At 45.1% G+C, this 19,229-nt stretch carries 18 protein-coding genes, 1 rRNA gene and 1 pseudogene; 4 read left to right on the forward strand and 16 right to left on the reverse strand.

Annotated features, from left to right (window positions below; genetic code table 11):
• Positions 1–241: 241 nt before the first annotated feature.
• From P4S59_RS13965 to dusA, 8 genes and pseudogenes are all read right to left on the reverse strand, one after another.
• Positions 242–1,793, reverse strand: a 16S ribosomal RNA gene (locus P4S59_RS13965).
• A 577-nt stretch (positions 1,794–2,370) separates the two neighbouring features.
• Entirely contained in the window at positions 2,371–3,150 is a 780-nt protein-coding gene (locus P4S59_RS13970; protein WP_337168556.1) for a phosphoadenylyl-sulfate reductase, read from the reverse strand.
• The gene (cysI, locus tag P4S59_RS13975; protein ID WP_337168557.1) at positions 3,143–4,879 is read right to left on the reverse strand and encodes an assimilatory sulfite reductase (NADPH) hemoprotein subunit; all 1,737 of its coding nucleotides are present in this window, start codon (positions 4,877–4,879) and stop codon (positions 3,143–3,145) included. Before cysI ends, P4S59_RS13970 begins: the two co-directional genes overlap by 8 nt.
• Positions 4,879–6,750 (reverse strand): assimilatory sulfite reductase (NADPH) flavoprotein subunit, encoded by a 1,872-nt coding sequence (locus P4S59_RS13980; protein WP_074191318.1) that lies wholly within the window; start codon positions 6,748–6,750, stop codon positions 4,879–4,881. Before P4S59_RS13980 ends, cysI begins: the two co-directional genes overlap by 1 nt.
• A 117-nt stretch (positions 6,751–6,867) precedes the next feature.
• Positions 6,868–7,098 (reverse strand): hypothetical protein, encoded by a 231-nt coding sequence (locus tag P4S59_RS13985; protein WP_005455817.1) that lies wholly within the window; start codon positions 7,096–7,098, stop codon positions 6,868–6,870.
• A 156-nt stretch (positions 7,099–7,254) separates the two neighbouring features.
• Complete coding sequence (locus P4S59_RS13990; RefSeq protein ID WP_164667082.1) at positions 7,255–7,914, reverse strand: TIGR04219 family outer membrane beta-barrel protein; 660 nt, start codon at positions 7,912–7,914, stop codon at positions 7,255–7,257.
• Between the two features lie 98 nt (positions 7,915–8,012).
• Entirely contained in the window at positions 8,013–8,228 is a 216-nt protein-coding gene (pspG, locus tag P4S59_RS13995) for an envelope stress response protein PspG (RefSeq protein WP_005398086.1), read from the reverse strand.
• Between the two features lie 162 nt (positions 8,229–8,390).
• Positions 8,391–9,370: pseudogene (gene dusA / locus P4S59_RS14000) on the reverse strand (tRNA dihydrouridine(20/20a) synthase DusA).
• A 321-nt stretch (positions 9,371–9,691) separates the two neighbouring features.
• Here dusA and zur point away from each other — a divergent pair.
• Both zur and P4S59_RS14010 read left to right on the forward strand, forming a co-directional pair.
• Complete coding sequence (gene zur, locus P4S59_RS14005) at positions 9,692–10,156, forward strand: zinc uptake transcriptional repressor Zur (protein WP_005381268.1); 465 nt, start codon at positions 9,692–9,694, stop codon at positions 10,154–10,156.
• Between the two features lie 9 nt (positions 10,157–10,165).
• Entirely contained in the window at positions 10,166–10,627 is a 462-nt protein-coding gene (locus P4S59_RS14010) for a chemotaxis protein CheX (RefSeq protein WP_005381269.1), read from the forward strand.
• A 103-nt stretch (positions 10,628–10,730) separates the two neighbouring features.
• Here P4S59_RS14010 and pgi read toward each other — a convergent pair whose 3' ends face one another.
• Entirely contained in the window at positions 10,731–12,383 is a 1,653-nt protein-coding gene (pgi, locus tag P4S59_RS14015) for a glucose-6-phosphate isomerase (RefSeq protein WP_257888051.1), read from the reverse strand.
• 306 nt (positions 12,384–12,689) lie between these two features.
• Here pgi and P4S59_RS14020 point away from each other — a divergent pair, with 306 nt between their 5' ends.
• The gene (locus tag P4S59_RS14020) at positions 12,690–13,109 is read left to right on the forward strand and encodes a secondary thiamine-phosphate synthase enzyme YjbQ (protein WP_085344358.1); all 420 of its coding nucleotides are present in this window, start codon (positions 12,690–12,692) and stop codon (positions 13,107–13,109) included.
• 38 nt (positions 13,110–13,147) lie between these two features.
• Here the strand turns inward: P4S59_RS14020 and alr are convergent, their stop codons facing one another.
• The gene (gene alr / locus P4S59_RS14025) at positions 13,148–14,224 is read right to left on the reverse strand and encodes an alanine racemase (protein WP_041853013.1); all 1,077 of its coding nucleotides are present in this window, start codon (positions 14,222–14,224) and stop codon (positions 13,148–13,150) included.
• 13 nt (positions 14,225–14,237) lie between these two features.
• Positions 14,238–15,638 carry a replicative DNA helicase gene (locus P4S59_RS14030; protein ID WP_005395704.1) on the reverse strand — a complete coding sequence of 467 codons (1,401 nt, stop codon included), beginning with the start codon at positions 15,636–15,638 and terminating at the stop codon, positions 14,238–14,240.
• Between the two features lie 221 nt (positions 15,639–15,859).
• On the opposite strand from P4S59_RS14030, the gene P4S59_RS14035 reads away from it, so the two are divergent.
• Positions 15,860–16,624, forward strand: a complete 765-nt coding sequence (locus P4S59_RS14035) for a DUF481 domain-containing protein (protein WP_006743223.1) — start codon at positions 15,860–15,862, stop codon at positions 16,622–16,624.
• A 79-nt stretch (positions 16,625–16,703) separates the two neighbouring features.
• Here the strand turns inward: P4S59_RS14035 and rplI are convergent, their stop codons facing one another.
• The 5 genes from rplI to P4S59_RS14060 all read right to left on the reverse strand — a co-directional run bounded on the left by rplI (position 16,704) and on the right by P4S59_RS14060 (position 19,101).
• On the reverse strand, positions 16,704–17,156 hold the full coding sequence (rplI, locus tag P4S59_RS14040; RefSeq protein WP_005381278.1) for a 50S ribosomal protein L9: 453 nt from the start codon (positions 17,154–17,156) through the stop codon (positions 16,704–16,706).
• Positions 17,157–17,189: 33 nt separating this feature from the next.
• A complete protein-coding gene (rpsR, locus tag P4S59_RS14045) occupies positions 17,190–17,417 on the reverse strand; it encodes a 30S ribosomal protein S18 (protein WP_000090472.1) in 228 nt (75 codons plus the stop codon).
• 16 nt (positions 17,418–17,433) lie between these two features.
• Positions 17,434–17,736: a primosomal replication protein N gene (gene priB, locus P4S59_RS14050; protein WP_005381298.1), complete on the reverse strand. Its 303-nt coding sequence runs from the start codon at positions 17,734–17,736 to the stop codon at positions 17,434–17,436.
• A gap of 8 nt (positions 17,737–17,744) precedes the next feature.
• Positions 17,745–18,134 (reverse strand): 30S ribosomal protein S6, encoded by a 390-nt coding sequence (gene rpsF / locus P4S59_RS14055; RefSeq protein WP_005381299.1) that lies wholly within the window; start codon positions 18,132–18,134, stop codon positions 17,745–17,747.
• Positions 18,135–18,339: 205 nt separating this feature from the next.
• Positions 18,340–19,101 (reverse strand): IS5 family transposase, encoded by a 762-nt coding sequence (locus P4S59_RS14060; protein WP_110176700.1) that lies wholly within the window; start codon positions 19,099–19,101, stop codon positions 18,340–18,342.
• Positions 19,102–19,229 lie beyond the last annotated feature (128 nt).

Genomic DNA, 19,229 nt, shown 5'->3' on the forward strand with positions numbered 1-19,229 from the left:
CAAAGTTGTCTCTCATTATTTGAATGAGCGAGAGACATATCGATTTTGTCGGACTCAAATTCCAAGAACACTTGAATGTGTTTTTAGTTGTATTCAAATACATGAATACTTTGAGAACTTTACAAACAACAATAAATTGTTGTTTTGTCAGCTTTCCAAATTGTTAAAGAGCAATAATAGCTCGAAGCTTTCGCTTCAAAACCATCAATCTGTGTGAACACTCATCGCAATAATCATCGTTTAAGGAGGTGATCCAGCGCCAGGTTCCCCTAGCGCTACCTTGTTACGACTTCACCCCAGTCATGAACCACAAAGTGGTAAGCGTCCCCCCGAAGGTTAAACTACCTACTTCTTTTGCAGCCCACTCCCATGGTGTGACGGGCGGTGTGTACAAGGCCCGGGAACGTATTCACCGTGGCATTCTGATCCACGATTACTAGCGATTCCGACTTCATGGAGTCGAGTTGCAGACTCCAATCCGGACTACGACGCACTTTTTGGGATTCGCTCACTTTCGCAAGTTGGCCGCCCTCTGTATGCGCCATTGTAGCACGTGTGTAGCCCTACTCGTAAGGGCCATGATGACTTGACGTCGTCCCCACCTTCCTCCGGTTTATCACCGGCAGTCTCCCTGGAGTTCCCGACATTACTCGCTGGCAAACAAGGATAAGGGTTGCGCTCGTTGCGGGACTTAACCCAACATTTCACAACACGAGCTGACGACAGCCATGCAGCACCTGTCTCAGAGTTCCCGAAGGCACCAATCCATCTCTGGAAAGTTCTCTGGATGTCAAGAGTAGGTAAGGTTCTTCGCGTTGCATCGAATTAAACCACATGCTCCACCGCTTGTGCGGGCCCCCGTCAATTCATTTGAGTTTTAATCTTGCGACCGTACTCCCCAGGCGGTCTACTTAACGCGTTAGCTCCGAAAGCCACGGCTCAAGGCCACAACCTCCAAGTAGACATCGTTTACGGCGTGGACTACCAGGGTATCTAATCCTGTTTGCTCCCCACGCTTTCGCATCTGAGTGTCAGTATCTGTCCAGGGGGCCGCCTTCGCCACCGGTATTCCTTCAGATCTCTACGCATTTCACCGCTACACCTGAAATTCTACCCCCTCTACAGTACTCTAGTCTGCCAGTTTCAAATGCTATTCCGAGGTTGAGCCCCGGGCTTTCACATCTGACTTAACAAACCACCTGCATGCGCTTTACGCCCAGTAATTCCGATTAACGCTCGCACCCTCCGTATTACCGCGGCTGCTGGCACGGAGTTAGCCGGTGCTTCTTCTGTCGCTAACGTCAAATAATGCAGCTATTAACTACACTACCTTCCTCACGACTGAAAGTACTTTACAACCCGAAGGCCTTCTTCATACACGCGGCATGGCTGCATCAGGCTTGCGCCCATTGTGCAATATTCCCCACTGCTGCCTCCCGTAGGAGTCTGGACCGTGTCTCAGTTCCAGTGTGGCTGATCATCCTCTCAGACCAGCTAGGGATCGTCGCCTTGGTGAGCCCTTACCTCACCAACTAGCTAATCCCACCTAGGCATATCCTGACGCGAGAGGCCCGAAGGTCCCCCTCTTTGGCCCGTAGGCATCATGCGGTATTAGCCATCGTTTCCAATGGTTATCCCCCACATCAGGGCAATTTCCTAGGCATTACTCACCCGTCCGCCGCTCGACGCCGTTATCGTTCCCCGAAGGTTCAGATAACTCGTTTCCGCTCGACTTGCATGTGTTAGGCCTGCCGCCAGCGTTCAATCTGAGCCATGATCAAACTCTTCAATTTAAGATTTTGTTCGGCTCAATGAATACTGAACATTACATAAAGTAATGTTTGAATTGACTGTGCTGAATCCGAAGATTCAATGGTCACTTCGTTTCATTGAAACCTAATTTGATACCGAAGTATCTAATTGGATTATCATCAACGAGTGCCCACACAGATTGATAGGTCTATATTGTTAAAGAGCAACTCTTCTTTGTGATTGACATCACTTCGGAAGAGGCGGCCATTCTAGCGAGATAATTAATTGTGTCAAACACTTTCTTCAAATTATTTCGTTTTTCTTTTCAGCCTTATCAACTTCGCTTAAACCCTTGTGAGGCCTTGCCCTGTCGACGAGGAGGCATTATAGAGATCGCGCTCACATTGGCAAGCGTTATTTTTCAAAAATTGCAAAAATAATGGTTAAGCGATGAGTTTTCGATCAAAGCTTTATTTATTCAACTTTACCCCAAGAACTCGCACAACTTATCCACAGAGTTATTCTATAAAGCGTGTTTTTCAGGTGCTATAAATAAAGAAAGCTGCTTTATTGCAGCTTTCTTTATTTACTCTAAACTCGATTTAAAGGTCACTATGGTTATATGCCGGACCCATCTTGTTCTGAACCATCATCTTCATGTAAACCACACTCTCGTTTTAAACCAAAGAATCGAGTTTCTTCCTCTGACATTCCCGGCTCCCATTTACGAGTGGTATGAGTATCACCAACTGAAAGGTAACCTTCATCCCACAATGGGTGGTATTTAAGGCCGTGTTGTTCTAAGTAGTAATGAACGTCTTTATTAGTCCAGTCAATTACTGGCAAAAACTTAAACACACCGTTCTGAATTGATAGTATCGGTAAACCTGCTCGTGATTTACTTTGCTCTCGACGCAGTCCAGAAAACCACGTTCCAACATTAAGCTCTTTTAACGCTCGACGCATCGGCTCAACTTTATTGAGCTTGTTGTATTTTTCAATTCCCTCTACGCCCCGCTCCCATAATTTTCCATATCGAGCTTCTTGCCAATTCGCACTTTCTTTGGCTCGATAAACTTTTAAATTTAGGTTGAGAGCATCTGTCAGCTCATCGATAAATCGGTACGTCTCAGCAAATAGGTAACCGGTATCGGTTAGAATGATGGGGATGTCCGCTTTGGCACGAGTAACTAAATGAAGCATAACCGCGGCTTGAATACCAAAACTAGAAGAAACCGCGAACTCGCCTTCTAGATTATCTAAAGCCCACGCTACTCTCTCTTGTGCTGAAAGCTTTTCGAGCTCGACATTAATTTGAGCAAGACGGAGGATTTGCTCCGTCTTTGTTAATGTCAGTAACTCTGTGAGCTCCAGCTTGGATGCTACAGAATCAAGCATGAAAGTCCCTCTTTGATACGAGCACTTCTTGGATAATGCCAGCACGAATAGTGAAATCGCCGAAGGCTTCGCCTTCTTCACGCTCTTTCGACCATCGAGCCACCAGCAGATCAATCTCTTCTAATATTTGCTTATCCGTGATGTTCTCTTTGTACATTTTTGGTACTCGAGTACCAGCACGGTTACCACCTAAATGTAGGTTGTAACGACCTGGCGCTTTACCAACTAAACCAATTTCAGCCAACATGGCACGACCACAACCGTTTGGACACCCAGTTACACGCAAAATGATGTTGTCATTTTCTGGTAGGTTGTGCTTTTCCAAAATCCCCTCCACATCAGTAACAAACTGAGGAAGGAAACGCTCTGCCTCTGCCATCGCTAGCGGACACGTTGGAAAGGCAACACACGCCATTGAGTTTTTGCGCTGCTCACTGATATTGTCATCCATCAAGCCATGTTCACGAGCGATCTTTTCGATCTTCGCTTTTTCGCTTTTAGGTACCCCCGCAACAATTAAGTTCTGGTTGGCAGTCATACGGAAATCGCCTTTATGGATTTTGGCAATTTCAGCAACACCCTTTTTAAGTGGTTTACCTGGGAAGTCCAGCAGACGACCATTTTCGATGAAAAGTGCTAAGTGATGTTTACCATCAATTCCTTCTACCCAACCAATACGGTCACCACGTTCCGTGAATTCATATGGACGACTTTGCTCAAACTTAACACCAGCACGTTTCTCGACTTCCGCTTTAAAGACATCGCTACCTACACGATCCAATGTGTATTTGGTTTTTGCGTTCTTACGGTTTGAACGGTTACCCCAGTCGCGCTGAGTTGTGACAACCGCAGCCGCCACATCAAGTGTTTTTTCTAGTGGGATGAAACCGAAATCGTCCGCACGGCGTGGGTAGGTTGACGTATCGCCATGCGTCATCGCTAAGCCGCCGCCGACCAAGACGTTAAAACCAACCAGCTTGCCGTTATCTGCAATCGCTACGAAGTTGAGATCGTTAGCGTGTACATCTACGTCATTTTGCGGTGGGATAACCACTGTGGTTTTAAACTTACGCGGTAAATAGTTTTTACCCAGAATAGGTTCATCTTCTTCAGTGCTTTCTACTTTCTCACCGTCCAGCCAAATCTCAGCGTAAGCACGTGTTTTTGGAAGCAGGTGTTCACTGATCTTCTTCGCCCATTCATAAGCTTCTTGATGAAGTTCTGATTCGACCGGGTTAGTGGTACACAACACGTTTCGGTTTACATCACCCGCGGTTGCAATCGAATCAATGCCAATACTGTTGAGCGTTTGATGCATCAACTTAATATTCGGTTTCAATACTCCATGAAACTGGAACGTTTGGCGCGTCGTTAGACGAATACTTCCATATAAAGAGTGCTCCGTTGCGAACTTGTCGATCGCTAACCATTGCGTTGGCGTGATGATGCCTCCAGGCATGCGAGCACGAAGCATCACGTTATGCAATGGCTCTAGCTTTTGCTTTGTGCGTTCATTACGGATATCACGATCGTCTTGCTGATACATACCGTGGAAACGAATTAACTGGAAGTTGTCGGCAGTAAAGCCACCAGTAATACGGTCCTGTAAATCTTGCTCAATGGTGCCACGTAATAAGTTACTTTCTCGCTTCAGGCGCTCGTTATCAGATAGCGGCCCTAGCTCTTCGCCTAATACAATCTGCTTGTTATTTTCAGTAGAAAAAGTCATTAGTACACATCCCTCTGATAACGTTTCGCTTTACGTAGGTCATTAATAAATTGTTCTGCATCGTCACGCGGCATCTTGCCTTCTTGTTCAGCAACGATAACCAGTGCGTCGTGCACATCTTTTGCCATACGCGTTGCATCACCGCAGACATAGATATAAGCGCCTTCTTGGATCCACTGCCACACTTGAGCTGCGTTTTCTAAGATGCGATGTTGTACGTAAACTTTTTCTACTTGGTCACGACTAAAGGCAACATCCAATCGGCTTAGTACTCCTGACTTGAGGTACTTTTGCCATTCCACTTGGTACAAGAAGTCTTGAGTGAACGTGCGATCACCAAAGAACAACCAGTTTTTGCCTTCAGCATCACGGTTTTCACGTTCCTGAATAAAGCTACGGAATGGTGCGATCCCAGTGCCCGGACCAACCATGATAATTGGAGTGCTATCATCTTCCGGCAGTTTGAAGTTGTTGTTATGCTCAACGAATACTTTAACTTCATCTCCCTCTTCGAGACGCTGTGCTAAGAAGCTAGACGCACCACCATATCGTTTTTCGTCGTTTTGTTCGTACTCAACCAAAGCAACCGTTAGGTGTACTTCTTCATCGACCTCTTCTTGGCTTGATGCAATAGAGTAAAGGCGAGGAGTAAGACGACGAAGCAAACTAATCAACTCATCTGCGGTTAACTTGGTTTTCTTCTCTGCCAATACATCAACAATTTGAGTATTGGCAGAGTACTCGCGAAGTTTATCTTTATCGTCAACCAGCTTTTGTAGCTTCTTACTACCGGATAACTCGGCAAACTTTGTGATGAGCTGTGGGTTAGATGTTGTGATTTCATATTTACTCACGAGAGCACTATGGATTGACAAGCTTTCGCCATCAACATCAACGGTTTCAACCCCAGACAAACCGACCTTACCAAGAATGGCATTAGCAAGTTCTGAACTATTTTCAAACCACACACCTAGCGCATCACCAGGCTGATACGTTAACCCCGAACCTTCCAAGTCAATTTCTATATGACGAACATCCTTTCCAGAATCACGACCCGTGATTTTTTGACTGGTCAGTAACGTCGCTGTGTATGGGTTTTGTTTATTGTAAGGAGAGTGCGCAGTCGCCGCCTGACCCACAGGAAGTTGAACCACATCCGCTTCAGTGCCAGAAGAAAGCGTATCTTTTACCTTACCTAACGCATTCTTACGCCATTCAGCTGCTGGTGCTTCATAATCCACATCGCAATCAAGACGATCGATAAATGGGGTCGCGCCTAACTTTGATAGGTAAGCGTCGAAGTCTTTACCGGTTTGGCAGAAGAATTCGTAGCTCGAGTCACCCAGAGCAATAACGCCATATTGAAGGTTTGACAGCTTAGGAGCTTTCTTAGATTGCAAAAACTCGTGTAGCTCTATAGCGTTATCTGGTGCTTCGCCTTCGCCATTCGTCGATGCCACAATAATGACATGTGTTTCTTTGGCTAAGTTTTTACCTTTGTAATCACTTGCATCAAAAAGTTCGACAGCAATTCCTTCTGCTTTTGCTTCCTGTTCTAGAGCTTCAGCAACGCCTTTAGCGTTGCCAGTTTGGGAAGCAAAAATAATACTCAACTTACCTGCAGGCTTCGCTGATACGGCTGCCGTCGCTTGTGCAATTGGCGTTACCGCTGTATTTGGTTGATTTTGAGCTAATCCCCAAAAATACCCACTGACCCAAGCAAGTTGCTGTGAAGACAACTCAGAGACAGTTTGTTGGAGTGAGCTAATTTGTTGGTCATTCAGAGGGCTTGCGATTGGAGGATTTCCTCCTTGCCCATTATTATCTTCAGACACATTCTTGTGAGAATACTCATTCTTTTGAAAAGACATTATCACGACATCCCTATTCATTGCGTGACGATAGAGTACCCACTCTCCTTAATAACAAGAAAGAATAGAAGTGAATGTTTTATAACTTTTTGGAAGTAAGAACGGCTTACTTTTTGCTCATCGATCTTCAATGCGGACTTGTTGAAAGCCTACTGCCATTGCCGATTTTGACGCTGCATCCAAATCTTCATAAAGACATTCTTCACCATGACTGTCCGTCAGAAAAACAAAACCACCGCGCGCATGTCTGAACTCCACAACCCAGCCACCCTCTTGGATTGCAGGTTCAATAATCGCTTCGACAAGCTGGTTTTCACGGAATAGATGTCTTAGTTCGTTTATTGTCATCGCTATCCCTGCTTTAACTTTCACATTGCTCCTAGGTAAGCATGGTCTAAGTCAGCAAAATAGGCAGAAAATTCGATTGGATATAATGAAGTGATATAAAAAAACGCCGCTTATAAAGCGACGTTTTAAAAAATCGAGTATCTAATCTGGCTGCATTTAGAATGCGTATTCTGCACTCACAAAAAAGCCGTTAGCAAAAATAAACTCTTTCCCTAGATCCGACATGAATTTCTCGGACTCCAAATCAATCACGCGGTAACCACCACGAAAAGCCAGTTGAGCTTTTTCGAGCGGTACATGGTATTGAACACCGGCCATGAAATCAGTGCTTTTGATACCTTTGTTGTCACCAAAGTTTATCTCACCAATCACATCAAAATTTGTGTCCGGAACTTGAATCTCTGCGTAACCGTACCAAGCCCAAATCAGCTCATCAAACTCTTCTATACGCTTGTTTGAGCCAGCATCAATGTATTTAGTGTCACTTAAATTACTGAATGTAACACCCGCATCAAAATGCAATAAATCATGCTCCAGAACTTGGTAGTACATGGTGAAATCGAGCTTATCGAACCCCATATAATCAGCATCAATGCTCGAGTAACGAAAACGCGCATTAGGAACGTATTTCACATCATGCTCAATCGCCGCGTAAAATGCGCCTGTTGTGCTGCTATCTCGTCTTACTTCATTTACTTTAGTGTCAGCAGCCCAGATCTCTGCGCCGACTTTCGTCGATACAGAATATTCTGCAAAAACAGGAAAAGATACTGCCAACGATAATGCTGTTAAAGCGATGGTCGCTTTATTTGTCATGTAGTGTGTACTCCGAGATAGCTGATGTTCACGTTGAAGACGTGAGAGGAAATATACCATACTCTCACGTCTCTCTATCAACTAAATCATGTCACTCGTTATTTATAGCGGGGCTGGGCAACGTAATTCTTGAAGAACCAAACACCCAATGCAATCACGATTAACCATGGCAATAGTTTGAGTACCGCTCCGACCATTCCTAGCAAAAACATCACAACTAACGCGATACCGGTTGCTGCGAATACGGTCATCATTGTGATACCGGTAACCAATAGGGTCGCCGCAAAGACTAAAATAAAGATTAGCTCCAACATAATCACTTCTCCATTTGTTTTTAATAAACACAGCAGTTTCCATACCAACTTCCCAAGATGACTATAACACATTGATTTTATTCAAAAATAAAGCCAGAGGCATTTCTGCGCTCTGGCTTTATCATTCTTTAGTTGGCAATTTTAGCCAACCACTGGTGAATTTTACACATTCAATTCTTTTGGAATCTTCGCTAACGCGTCTTGCAGCACTTCTAAACCAGAACCCGGCTTGTGCGCATTTTCACTGATATGACGACGCCATTGACGAGCACCTGGCATGCTTTGGAATAAACCTAACATATGACGGGTAATATGACCAAGGTACGCACCTTTCGCTAATTGCGCTTCAATGTATGGGTACATTTCTTCAACAATTTCGCTGCGTTTCTTCACTGGAGCATTAGAGCCAAATAACTCTTGATCTACCGATGCCAGTAGATATGGGCTTTGGTAAGCCTCACGACCAATCATCACACCGTCAAGATGCTGAAGATGTACTTTTGCTTCTTCTAATGATTTCACGCCACCGTTAATCGCAATGGTTAAGTGAGAAAAATCTTGCTTCAATTGGTAAGCTCGTGGGTAATCCAATGGTGGGATCTCACGGTTTTCTTTCGGACTAAGACCACTTAACCAAGCTTTACGCGCGTGGATAGTGAACTGCTCACAACCCCCTTTTCTGAGACAATAGAAACAAAATCCGTTAAGAACTCGTAAGAATCTTGATCATCAATACCAATACGAGTCTTGACTGTCACAGGAATATCAACCACATCCTTCATTGCAGCGATACAATCCGCAACCAACTGTGGTTCTGCCATTAGGCAAGCACCAAAGCGACCGTTTTGTACACGGTCAGACGGGCAACCCACATTGAGGTTAACCTCATCGTAGCCACGCTCTTGAGCCAGTTTGGCACACTTTGCCAAGTCTTCTGGGTTTGAACCACCCAACTGAAGGGCCAACGGATGCTCTTCTTCGTTGTAAGCGAGGAAATCTCCTTTTCCATGAATGATCGCACCTGTCGTCACCATTTCAGTGTACAGCAGGGTTTCTTTGGTCATTAAGCGATGGAAGTAGCGACAATGACGATCGGTCCAGTCGAGCATTGGTGCTACGGAGAGCCTGCAAGAATGAGTCATGATATAAACACCCGTTTTTATGTTGCCAAGGTTGAGCGCAGCAGTACGCTCAAAAAATAAGTCGGGTATTGTATACCCAAGCACCTCTAGGTGCTAGTTTCAGCGAGAATGATTTGGTTGTCTGGCTAGCCAAATGCTTAGGAATATGCAGCAGTAATACGAATCTGTCACTCGTTGATTCATTCTGTGATGACTATTCCGACTTCACACCACCACCGACTTGCTTTAATTCATGATTTTCGTTCTGATAGTGGGTAAAATGAAGCATTTCTAAACGAACTTCGTATAGAAATGATTTATCATAGAGCACGTCCGATAGTTATGGTGAAAGGTTTGAACCCAACAATCATTGAACAAATTGAAAGTATCTGCGCAGAGCGTGGAGTACGATTGACTCCGCAACGCCGACGCGTATTTGAACTCATTTGTTCTAATCGCCGCGCCTCAAGTGCGTATGAGCTATTGGAGCAACTAAAAGAGAGTGAGCCTCAGGCTAAGCCTCCCACTGTTTATCGAGCATTAGATTTTCTCCTAGAGCAAGGCTTCATCCACCGAGTGGAATCGACAAATAGCTTTATTACTTGTTGTTCTTTCAATACTCAGCAGCACTTTTTCCAATTACTAATTTGCGATAAATGTGGTGATGTCGTTGAACTCGAAGATGAGACGCTGATATCCTTGTTAGCCGAAAACGCCGAGAAGCATGGATTCAAACTGACCAACCAAGTTATTGAAACTCATGGTGAATGCCAGGCCTGTTCCTCCGAGACGAAAGAAAAAGTATAGAAGAACGTTATGCGCGCTGAATTTGTAAACCCGTTTTTAGCTTCTTTAATGAACGTGCTAAAAACCATGGCTTCTCTTGAGCTGAAGCCACAAAAACCGCGAATCAAAAAAGATGAGATCGCACGAGGTGACGTTTCTGGTCTGATTGGCATGGTAGGTCCACAAACTCGTGGTTCAATGTCGATTACCTTTGATGAAGCGCTAGCTCTAGAAATCATGCAGAACATGCTTGGTGAGCGTCCAAATGGACTCAATGAAGAGGTCACCGATATGGTGGGTGAGATCACCAACATGGTTACTGGTGGTGCGAAACGCATTCTGGCGGAAAGTGGTTTTGATTTCGATATGGCAACACCGGTAGTGGTTTCTGGCCGAGGCCATACGATTCGCCACAAGTGTGAGGGATCAATCATCATCATGCCTTTCTCTTCCCAATGGGGAAATGCCTTTATCGAAATTTGCTTCGAATAAAAGAGAAAAAATAGGTTGGCACTGGCCCCTATTTTATTTTTGCCTCAGGCAATAAAAAAGGTCAGCATTTGCTGACCTTTTCTTTATCTATTCAAACCAAACATTAAGCTTTGAACGCTTTAAATGCGTTGATTAGACCATTTGTTGAGCTGTCATGCGAGCTGATTTGAGACTCGTCTGCAAGCTCAGGTAGGATTTGGTTAGCCAGTTGTTTACCTAGCTCCACGCCCCATTGGTCAAAGCTGAAGATATTCCAGATAACACCTTGTACGAAAATTTTGTGTTCGTACATTGCGATCAAGTTACCCAGCGTACGAGGCGTGATTTGCTTCACTAGGATAGAGTTTGTTGGACGGTTACCTTCAAACACTTTGAATGGCGCGATCGCTGCCACTTCTTCAGCATTCTTACCTACTTTCACCAACTCTTCTTTCACGGTTTCTTCATTCTTACCAAACGCTAGAGCTTCAGTTTGCGCGAAGAAGTTAGACATCAGTTTTTGGTGATGATCGCTAGCTGGGTTGTGGCTAATTGCAGGTGCAATGAAGTCACATGGGATCAGCTTAGTGCCTTGGTGAATTAGCTGGTAGAACGCGTGCTGACCGTTGGTACCTGGTTCCCCCCAAATAATAGGGCCCGTTTGGTAAGTCACGGCATTGCCTTCACGGTCAACGTATTTACCGTTTGATTCCATGTTACCTTGCTGGAAGTACGCCGCGAAACGGTGCATGTACTGATCGTAAGGTAAGATAGCTTCTGATTCCGCACCGTGGAAGTTGTTGTACCAAATACCGATAAGCGCAAGGATCACAGGGATGTTGCTTTCTAGGTCTGTTGATACGAAGTGCTTGTCCATCTCGTGAGCACCTTCAAGCAGCTCAACGAAGTTGTCGTAACCTACCGCTAATGCGATTGATAAACCGATTGCAGACCATAGTGAGTAACGGCCACCAACCCAGTCCCAGAATTCGAACATGTTCGCGGTATCGATACCGAATTCAGACACGGCTGTCGCGTTCGTTGAAAGCGCAGCAAAGTGCTTAGCCACGTGCGCTTGATCGCCCGCTGACTCTAGGAACCAATCACGAGCAGTGTGCGCGTTAGTCATGGTTTCTTGCGTTGTGAACGTCTTAGACGCGATCAAGAATAGCGTCGTTTCTGGGTTAACTTTCTTCAACGTTTCAACGATGTGAGTACCATCAACGTTAGATACGAAGTGAAGGTTTAGATGATTTTTGTATGGTGCTAGAGCTTCCGTCACCATGTAAGGGCCAAGGTCAGAACCACCGATACCGATGTTCACGATATCTGTAATTGCTTTACCTGTGTAACCTTTCCACTCACCGCCGATAACGCGTTCAGTGAATGATTTCATTTTTTCTAGAACCGCGTTCACTGCTGGCATTACGTCTTCGCCGTCTACCATTACTGGTGTATTCGCGCGATTACGTAGTGCAGTGTGAAGAACAGCGCGACCTTCTGTTTGGTTGATCGCTTCGCCACTGAACATCGCTTCAATTGCAGATTTCAGCTCAGTCTCGTTCGCAAGAGCGAACAGGTGCTTCAGAGTTTCCTCATTGATGAGGTTCTTTGAGTAATCGACTAGGATGTCTGAGCCGAAACGTGCAGAGTATTTGTCGAAACGCGCTGCGTCTTGAGCAAATAACTCTTTAAGATCCATATCTTGTGCAGATTCGAAATGCGCAGTTAGCGCTTTCCAAGCTTGTGTTTGCGTTGGATTGATATTTTTCAACATGGTCTTTATCCCGATGTTACAGTAGGTTCCATTCCTTACAGTCTAGCGAAAACTGTGGAATCCCCGATTTAGCAAATAGAATATTAATTAGATGTTTGGGCGAATTGCCACAAAACAAGTCTTTGTAATTTTTTTTCAGGTGCCAATTATGACTGAGAGTATTTACACTCACATTGAGTTAGGTCACGTTCCCTGCCCTGAAAATGAACAATTCATTTACGATGACAAGAATCATATCACTTACTAATGACAGGCTCTAATTGGAATAGGATAGACGCCAATTTATAAATTTCCAAAGGAACACGTATGTGGGCACAAAAAACACTGCAATTAAAAGCGAGAAGCCGCGGTTTTCACCTAATAACTGATGAAATTGAACAACAATTACCACAAATAAACGAGCTTTCAGTAGGTTTATTACACCTATTTATTCAACATACCTCCGCCAGTTTGACCTTAAATGAGAATGCTGATCCAACCGTGCGTATGGATATGGAAGCGCACTTCAATAAGTTTGTGCCAGAGCGTGCTCCTTATTATCAGCACACCTATGAGGGGGATGACGACATGCCAGCACACATTAAAGCATCCCTACTTGGCAGTAGTGTGACGATACCAATCCAAAATGGTCGATTAGCTTTAGGAACATGGCAGGGCATTTACTTAGGTGAGCACCGAGACTATGGCGGCGGCCGCCGCGTTATTGCTACGATTAACGGTGAGTAGATAAAACAAAGGCTAACCTTAGGTTAGCCTTTCGCTGTTTATTTTGAGTACTCCATCTCGACGCGAGGCGTTAGCTTAGTCACGAGTTCATACGCAATGGTACCAATGTGACCCGCCACTTCTTCTACTGGGAGCTCTTTCCCCCAAAGAATCGCTTCGTCGCTGACTTTATCCGTTGCATCTGGTCCCAAATCGACCGTCAGCATATCCATGGAAACTCGACCTGCGATAGGTACTTTACGACCATTTACCCAAACCGGAGTGCCATTCGGGGCACTTCTTGGGTAACCGTCGCCATACCCTACTGCGATGACACCGACTTTTGTATCTCGCTTACTGGTCCACATACCGCCGTAGCCAACACTTTCGCCCTTCTTAACTTCACGTACCGCAATAAGATGGGATTTAAGTGTCATCACGGGTTGATACCCCAGATCTTGTGCGGTCTTGTCATCAAATGGCGATACACCATACATGATGATGCCCGGACGAACCCAATCCAAATGGCTTTGAGGCCATGCCAACAACCCCGCAGAGGCCGCAAGTGAACGCTCCCCCTGACAACCAGAGGTCAACGACTTAAACAGCTCAATCTGTTGGGGAGTGATATGGCTATCCAGCTCATCTGCACAGCCAAAGTGACTCATGTAACGTAACGGCTTGGCTACGTTTGGACACTCTTTCAACCGCGTGACAAACTCATCATATTGCTCAGGGCGAACGCCAAGACGGTGCATCCCACTGTCAATCTTAAGCCACACGACAACCGGAGTTTCAAGGTCGGCTTGCTCCAAAGCGATAAGCTGCTCTTCACAATGCACCACGGTTTGGATGTTGTTCGTCACAAGAACAGGTAAGTCACCTGGAGAGTAAAAACCTTCTAGCAATAGAATCGGCTTTACCACGCCACAAGCGCGCAGTTGCAACGCTTCTTCAATGCGAGCCACACCAAACGCATCCGCATGGTTGGCATGTTTTGCAACGTGACGTAATCCGTGACCATAGCCATTGGCCTTCACTACAGCCATCACTTTACTTTGGGGCGCTTGCGCTTTCACGCGCTGTAAGTTGTGCTGCAACGCAGACAAATCAATGCACGCCTTGGCCGCTTTCATATAGCTCATGGGGTTACTCATCATCAATATCGAATGCAGGACCCGCGTAGTTGTCAAAGCGCGAGTGTTGACCTTGGAAGGTGAGACGCACAGAGCCGATAGGACCGTTACGTTGCTTACCAATGATGATTTCTGCCGTACCTTTGTATGGGCTATCTGGGTGATACACCTCGTCACGGTAGATGAACATGATCAAGTCGGCATCCTGCTCGATAGAGCCCGACTCACGCAAGTCCGAGTTTACTGGGCGTTTATCTGAACGTTGCTCTAGGGAACGGTTAAGCTGAGACAGCGCCACGACGGGCACATTCAGCTCTTTTGCCAGCGCTTTCAGAGAGCGCGATATCTCCGCAATTTCCAGCGTACGGTTATCAGAGAGTGCAGGCACGCGCATAAGTTGAAGGTAGTCGACCATGATCATCGACAGACCGCCATGTTCACGTGCGATACGGCGAGCGCGTGAACGCACTTCGGTCGGAGTTAGACCGGAGCTGTCATCAATGTACATGTTTTTCTTCTGCATCAAGATACCCATAGTAGAAGAAATACGCGCCCAGTCTTCGTCATCCAACTGACCCGTACGGATCTTGGTTTGGTCAACGCGAGACAAAGAGGCCAACATACGCATCATCAACTGCTCGGCTGGCATCTCTAGCGAGAAAATAAGCACAGGCTTCTCTTGTTGCATGGCCGCATTTTCACACAAGTTCATCGCAAAGGTCGTTTTACCCATCGATGGACGCGCCGCGACAATCACCAAATCAGAACCTTGCAAACCTGCGGTTTTCTTATTGAGGTCAGTGAAACCTGTGTCGACACCCGTTACACCATCTTGCGGCGTTTTATATAACAACTCGATACGTTCTAACGTCTTTTCGAGGATGTTATCGACATTTTGTGGCCCTTCGTTTTCACTGGTTCGTGACTCAGCGATGGCGAAAACTTTACTCTCCGCCATATCAATCAGATCTTCCGAACTTCGACCTTGAGGATCGTAACCCGCATCCGCAATCTCATTCGCGACACCGATCAAACCACGGACGATCGCACGTTCGGCAACAATATCAGCGTACGCATTAATGTTAGCGGCACTTGGCGTATTTTTCGCCAAATCTGCAAGGTAAGCAAAGCCGCCCACATCTTCTAATTGCTCGTGACGCTCCAGGTATTCCGATAAAGTAATAAGATCGAGAGGCTTGCCCGCTTCAAGAATGGTTTTTACACCTTCAAAAATCAGGCGATGCGGACGACTATAGAAATCACTGCTTACAACACGTTCGGCAACGGTGTCCCAACGTTCATTGTCCAGTAAGAGACCACCAATTACTGATTGCTCGGCTTCTAGTGAGTGAGGTGGCACTTTGATTGCGTCGACCTGACTGTCTGAAGGTTTGCGATTTCTGTTTTCCGCCATGACTTTGCTCGATAACTACTATTGACCCACGATTATAACCTTAACCTAACTGAGATGCTTCCCCGAAGCGACAATTACTTGTTAAGAAATCAACATGCGAACCGCACAAGTAATAGCCTGGTTCTTCCGCCCAGCTCTAATAAAAATTAACCTACCATTGACCCAACAAAATATCTGTATCAGTATCATGCCCCTCCTTTTTAATTACGTTCGAGGTTGATGTGTCCCGATACTGGTTACTTAGCTTTAGCTTACTATGCGCTAGTGCATCGTATGCTGACGAATCAGTACAGCCAGAGCAAAATATTGATGTGCCCGACCCATTAAAAACCGAGGTGGAGTTCGGCTATCAAGCTCACACAGGTAACACGGACTCTCGTTCCCTGAATGCTCGTTTGAGTGCTGAATATACGTCAGGTCGACACCGTTCTAATGGTGAATGGAAGTACTACAACTTGTACAAAGACGGTGAAGAAGACAAACGCTCATCCACCTACGCCCTACAGAGTGACTACAAGTTAGGTCCTAAAACGTATTTGTATGGCAGCTTTAAAGGGGTGGATTCTCGTTACAGTGCCTATTTTAAAGACTACACCTTATCAGGTGGTTTGGGTTACCAGTTTTCCTACACTGAAAACTTCATTTTAGAGGTAGAAGTTGGTCCTGGTTTTCGTTATCAAGAACCAAATTTAGATGAGATCGATGATGACGACATTGTCTTTCCCGATATCGTTCGAGAAGGCATTTTTCGAGGGAATATCAATACGACTTGGCACGCACTAGATAATTTGAGTTTCGCGGCTGATATTACGTTGGTAACAGGTAAAAGTAACACTCGGGCCGATAGTGAACTCAGCGTGACCAATGATATTACTGAAGATATTGCACTGAAACTGGCACACTCTCGTCAGTATCACGATAAAGTGCCTGAAGGCTTAAGCAAAGCGGATAGCGTATTTTCCGTTAATTTACTCTTCGCTTTTTAACCCGTTTTTTCTCCCAGTTTTAGAAATAAAAAAAGCACCTCCGAAGAGGTGCTTTTTAGTATTTCGTCTTGATACTGAATTACTCAGCAGCAACAACTTGTAGGTTCACAGTTGCGAAAACTTCAGAGTGAAGTTGAACGCTGATCTCGAACTCACCTGTTGTACGTAGAGCACCTTCAGGAAGGCGAACTTCGCTCTTAGCAACTTCAACGCCCGCAGCTGTGATAGCGTCAGCGATGTCACGAGTACCGATAGAACCGAATAGTTTGCCTTCGTCACCAGCTTTAGAAGCGATAACTACAGCTTCTAGAGCGTTAACTTTCTCTGCGCGAGCTTCTGCAGCAGCTAGTTGCTCAGCAACTTTAGCTTCTAGTTCAGCACGACGAGCTTCAAACATTTCAACGTTAGCTTTAGTTGCCATAACTGCTTTACCTTGTGGGATAAGGAAGTTACGAGCGTAGCCAGATTTAACGTTTGCAGTATCGCCAAGACCACCTAGGTTACCAATTTTATCAAGTAGAATAACTTGCATTGCTTAATCCTCTTTCTTAATAAAATGAACCGATTACTGATGCTTGTCAGTGTACGGTAGTAGAGCTAGGTAGCGTGAACGCTTGATAGCACGTGCTAGTTGACGCTGGTACTTAGCGCTTGTACCAGTGATACGGCTAGGTACGATTTTACCAGCTTCAGTGATGTAGTTTTTAAGAGTTGCTACGTCTTTGTAATCAATCTCTTGTACGCCTTCTGCAGTGAAACGGCAGAATTTACGACGACGGAAGAAACGAGCCATGGGCTATCTCCTGATCTTAAATTTGAGTAATGTTGTCGGCGTGTAACACTAATTTTCCCACGCCATTTCGGCCGGTTTGATAAGTGACAAAACCACTTACCTTAATGTTACTGCCTTGAACTAAATTCTGAGTTAGTGCTTGTGACCCAAGCCCGCTGACGACTACCGGCATACGACAATAAACTTGTCGAGGTAAGTCAGCTTCGATAATAGTAGAGCGATGCTCCAGCCAAAACCGACAGTGTTCAATGCCACCAGGGCTTTTACTACGAATGGGCGGTTTGGCAATGGTGCCGCTCAGCTCCATTCGATTGGCCATAAGAAAACTTACTCAGCAGCTTCTGACTTAGCTTCAGGCTTAGCTTCAGAACGCTCTTCACGACGTGGAGCACGCTCTTCTTTTTGCTTAAGCATGATAGATTGCTCAGTGATCGCTGCTTTAGTACGCATGATCATGTTACGTAGAACTGCATCGTTGAAACGGAAAGCAGTTTCTAGCTCATCAATTACAGCTTGGTCAGCTTCAACGTTCATAAGAACGTAGTGAGCTTTGTGAAGCTTGTTGATTGGGTAAGCCAGTTGACGACGGCCCCAGTCTTCTAGACGGTGGATTTTACCGCCAGCTTCAGTGATTGAACCAGTGTAACGCTCGATCATGCCAGCAACTTGCTCGCTTTGATCTGGGTGCACCATGAATACGATTTCGTAATGACGCATTGGTTGCTCCTTACGGATTATTCAGCTTCCACAAATGGCTCAGTCGTCCAGAGGAAGCAAGGAACTAAAGATAATTGACTGAGTTTAAGGAGCACGAATAGTACAGAAAGGGCGCAAAATAGGCAAGTGATTATTTGCTCAACGCAGGGGATATTTTATTTCATCCAACACTAGGGCGTGTTGATCTTTGCTGTACATTTCGTGATCAACAATACATCGGTAGCCACATTAACATGAATGCCAGCGATAACATGCTGGCATAATTCCTTTCTAGCTTGTCATATCTACTTGAAATAGCTCGATAATGCTTAATTCTCCCAAAGGCATTTTCGACCAAGTGACGATACTTATATAGACACCAATCCATGCTGTCTTTGTCTATATCTTGTCCGTAATTGCGTTTAGCAATTACCGTTTCTCCGCCACGTTCCTTAACAAAAGTACGGAAAGGTTCGCTGTCATATCCTTTATCACAAACGATGGTATTAACTTCATCGAGTTGCTCAACTAAGCTTTCGGCATGTACTATATCGTGGCGTTGTCCTTCTGATAAATCAAAGCAAATCGGCAGGCCGCCACTATCCACGGCTAAGTGAATTTTGGTTGAGTTGCCCCCGCGACTTTTTCCTATTTGCTCTGAGCTTTCAGTCGCTGCACCTGTACTATGCTGATGCGCTCGAACTATAGAGCCATCAAGAAAGACCCATTCAAAATCAGCCATACTAGATAAGCTTTTGAAAAGTTTATCTAAAACCCCTTTCTTTGACCAAAGATTAAATCGTCTGTAAACGCTACTCCACTCTCCGAACTCAGAGGGGAGATCTCGCCAAGGAACACCTGTTCTCATTCGATAAAGTATTCCTTCAAATGTCATTCGATGTTCAGTTTTATCGTAAATACGACCTGTACTTTTCATAACTTGGAGTAGCAGTTCCCAGCGAATATCAGTTAGCATTGTTCTTGGCATGGTATTGGTTATAGTTTTACTTTTGGCGAAGCAAATTATAACTCTTTACCATGCTGTTCAAAAAACACTCACGAAAGATCAACACGCCCTAGAAATAACAAAGGCTGCCAATAAAGTGACAGCCTTTA

Origin of the sequence: Vibrio sp. M60_M70 (assembly GCF_037162085.1) — a bacterium.
Classification (GTDB): Bacteria; Pseudomonadota; Gammaproteobacteria; order Enterobacterales; family Vibrionaceae; genus Vibrio; species Vibrio diabolicus.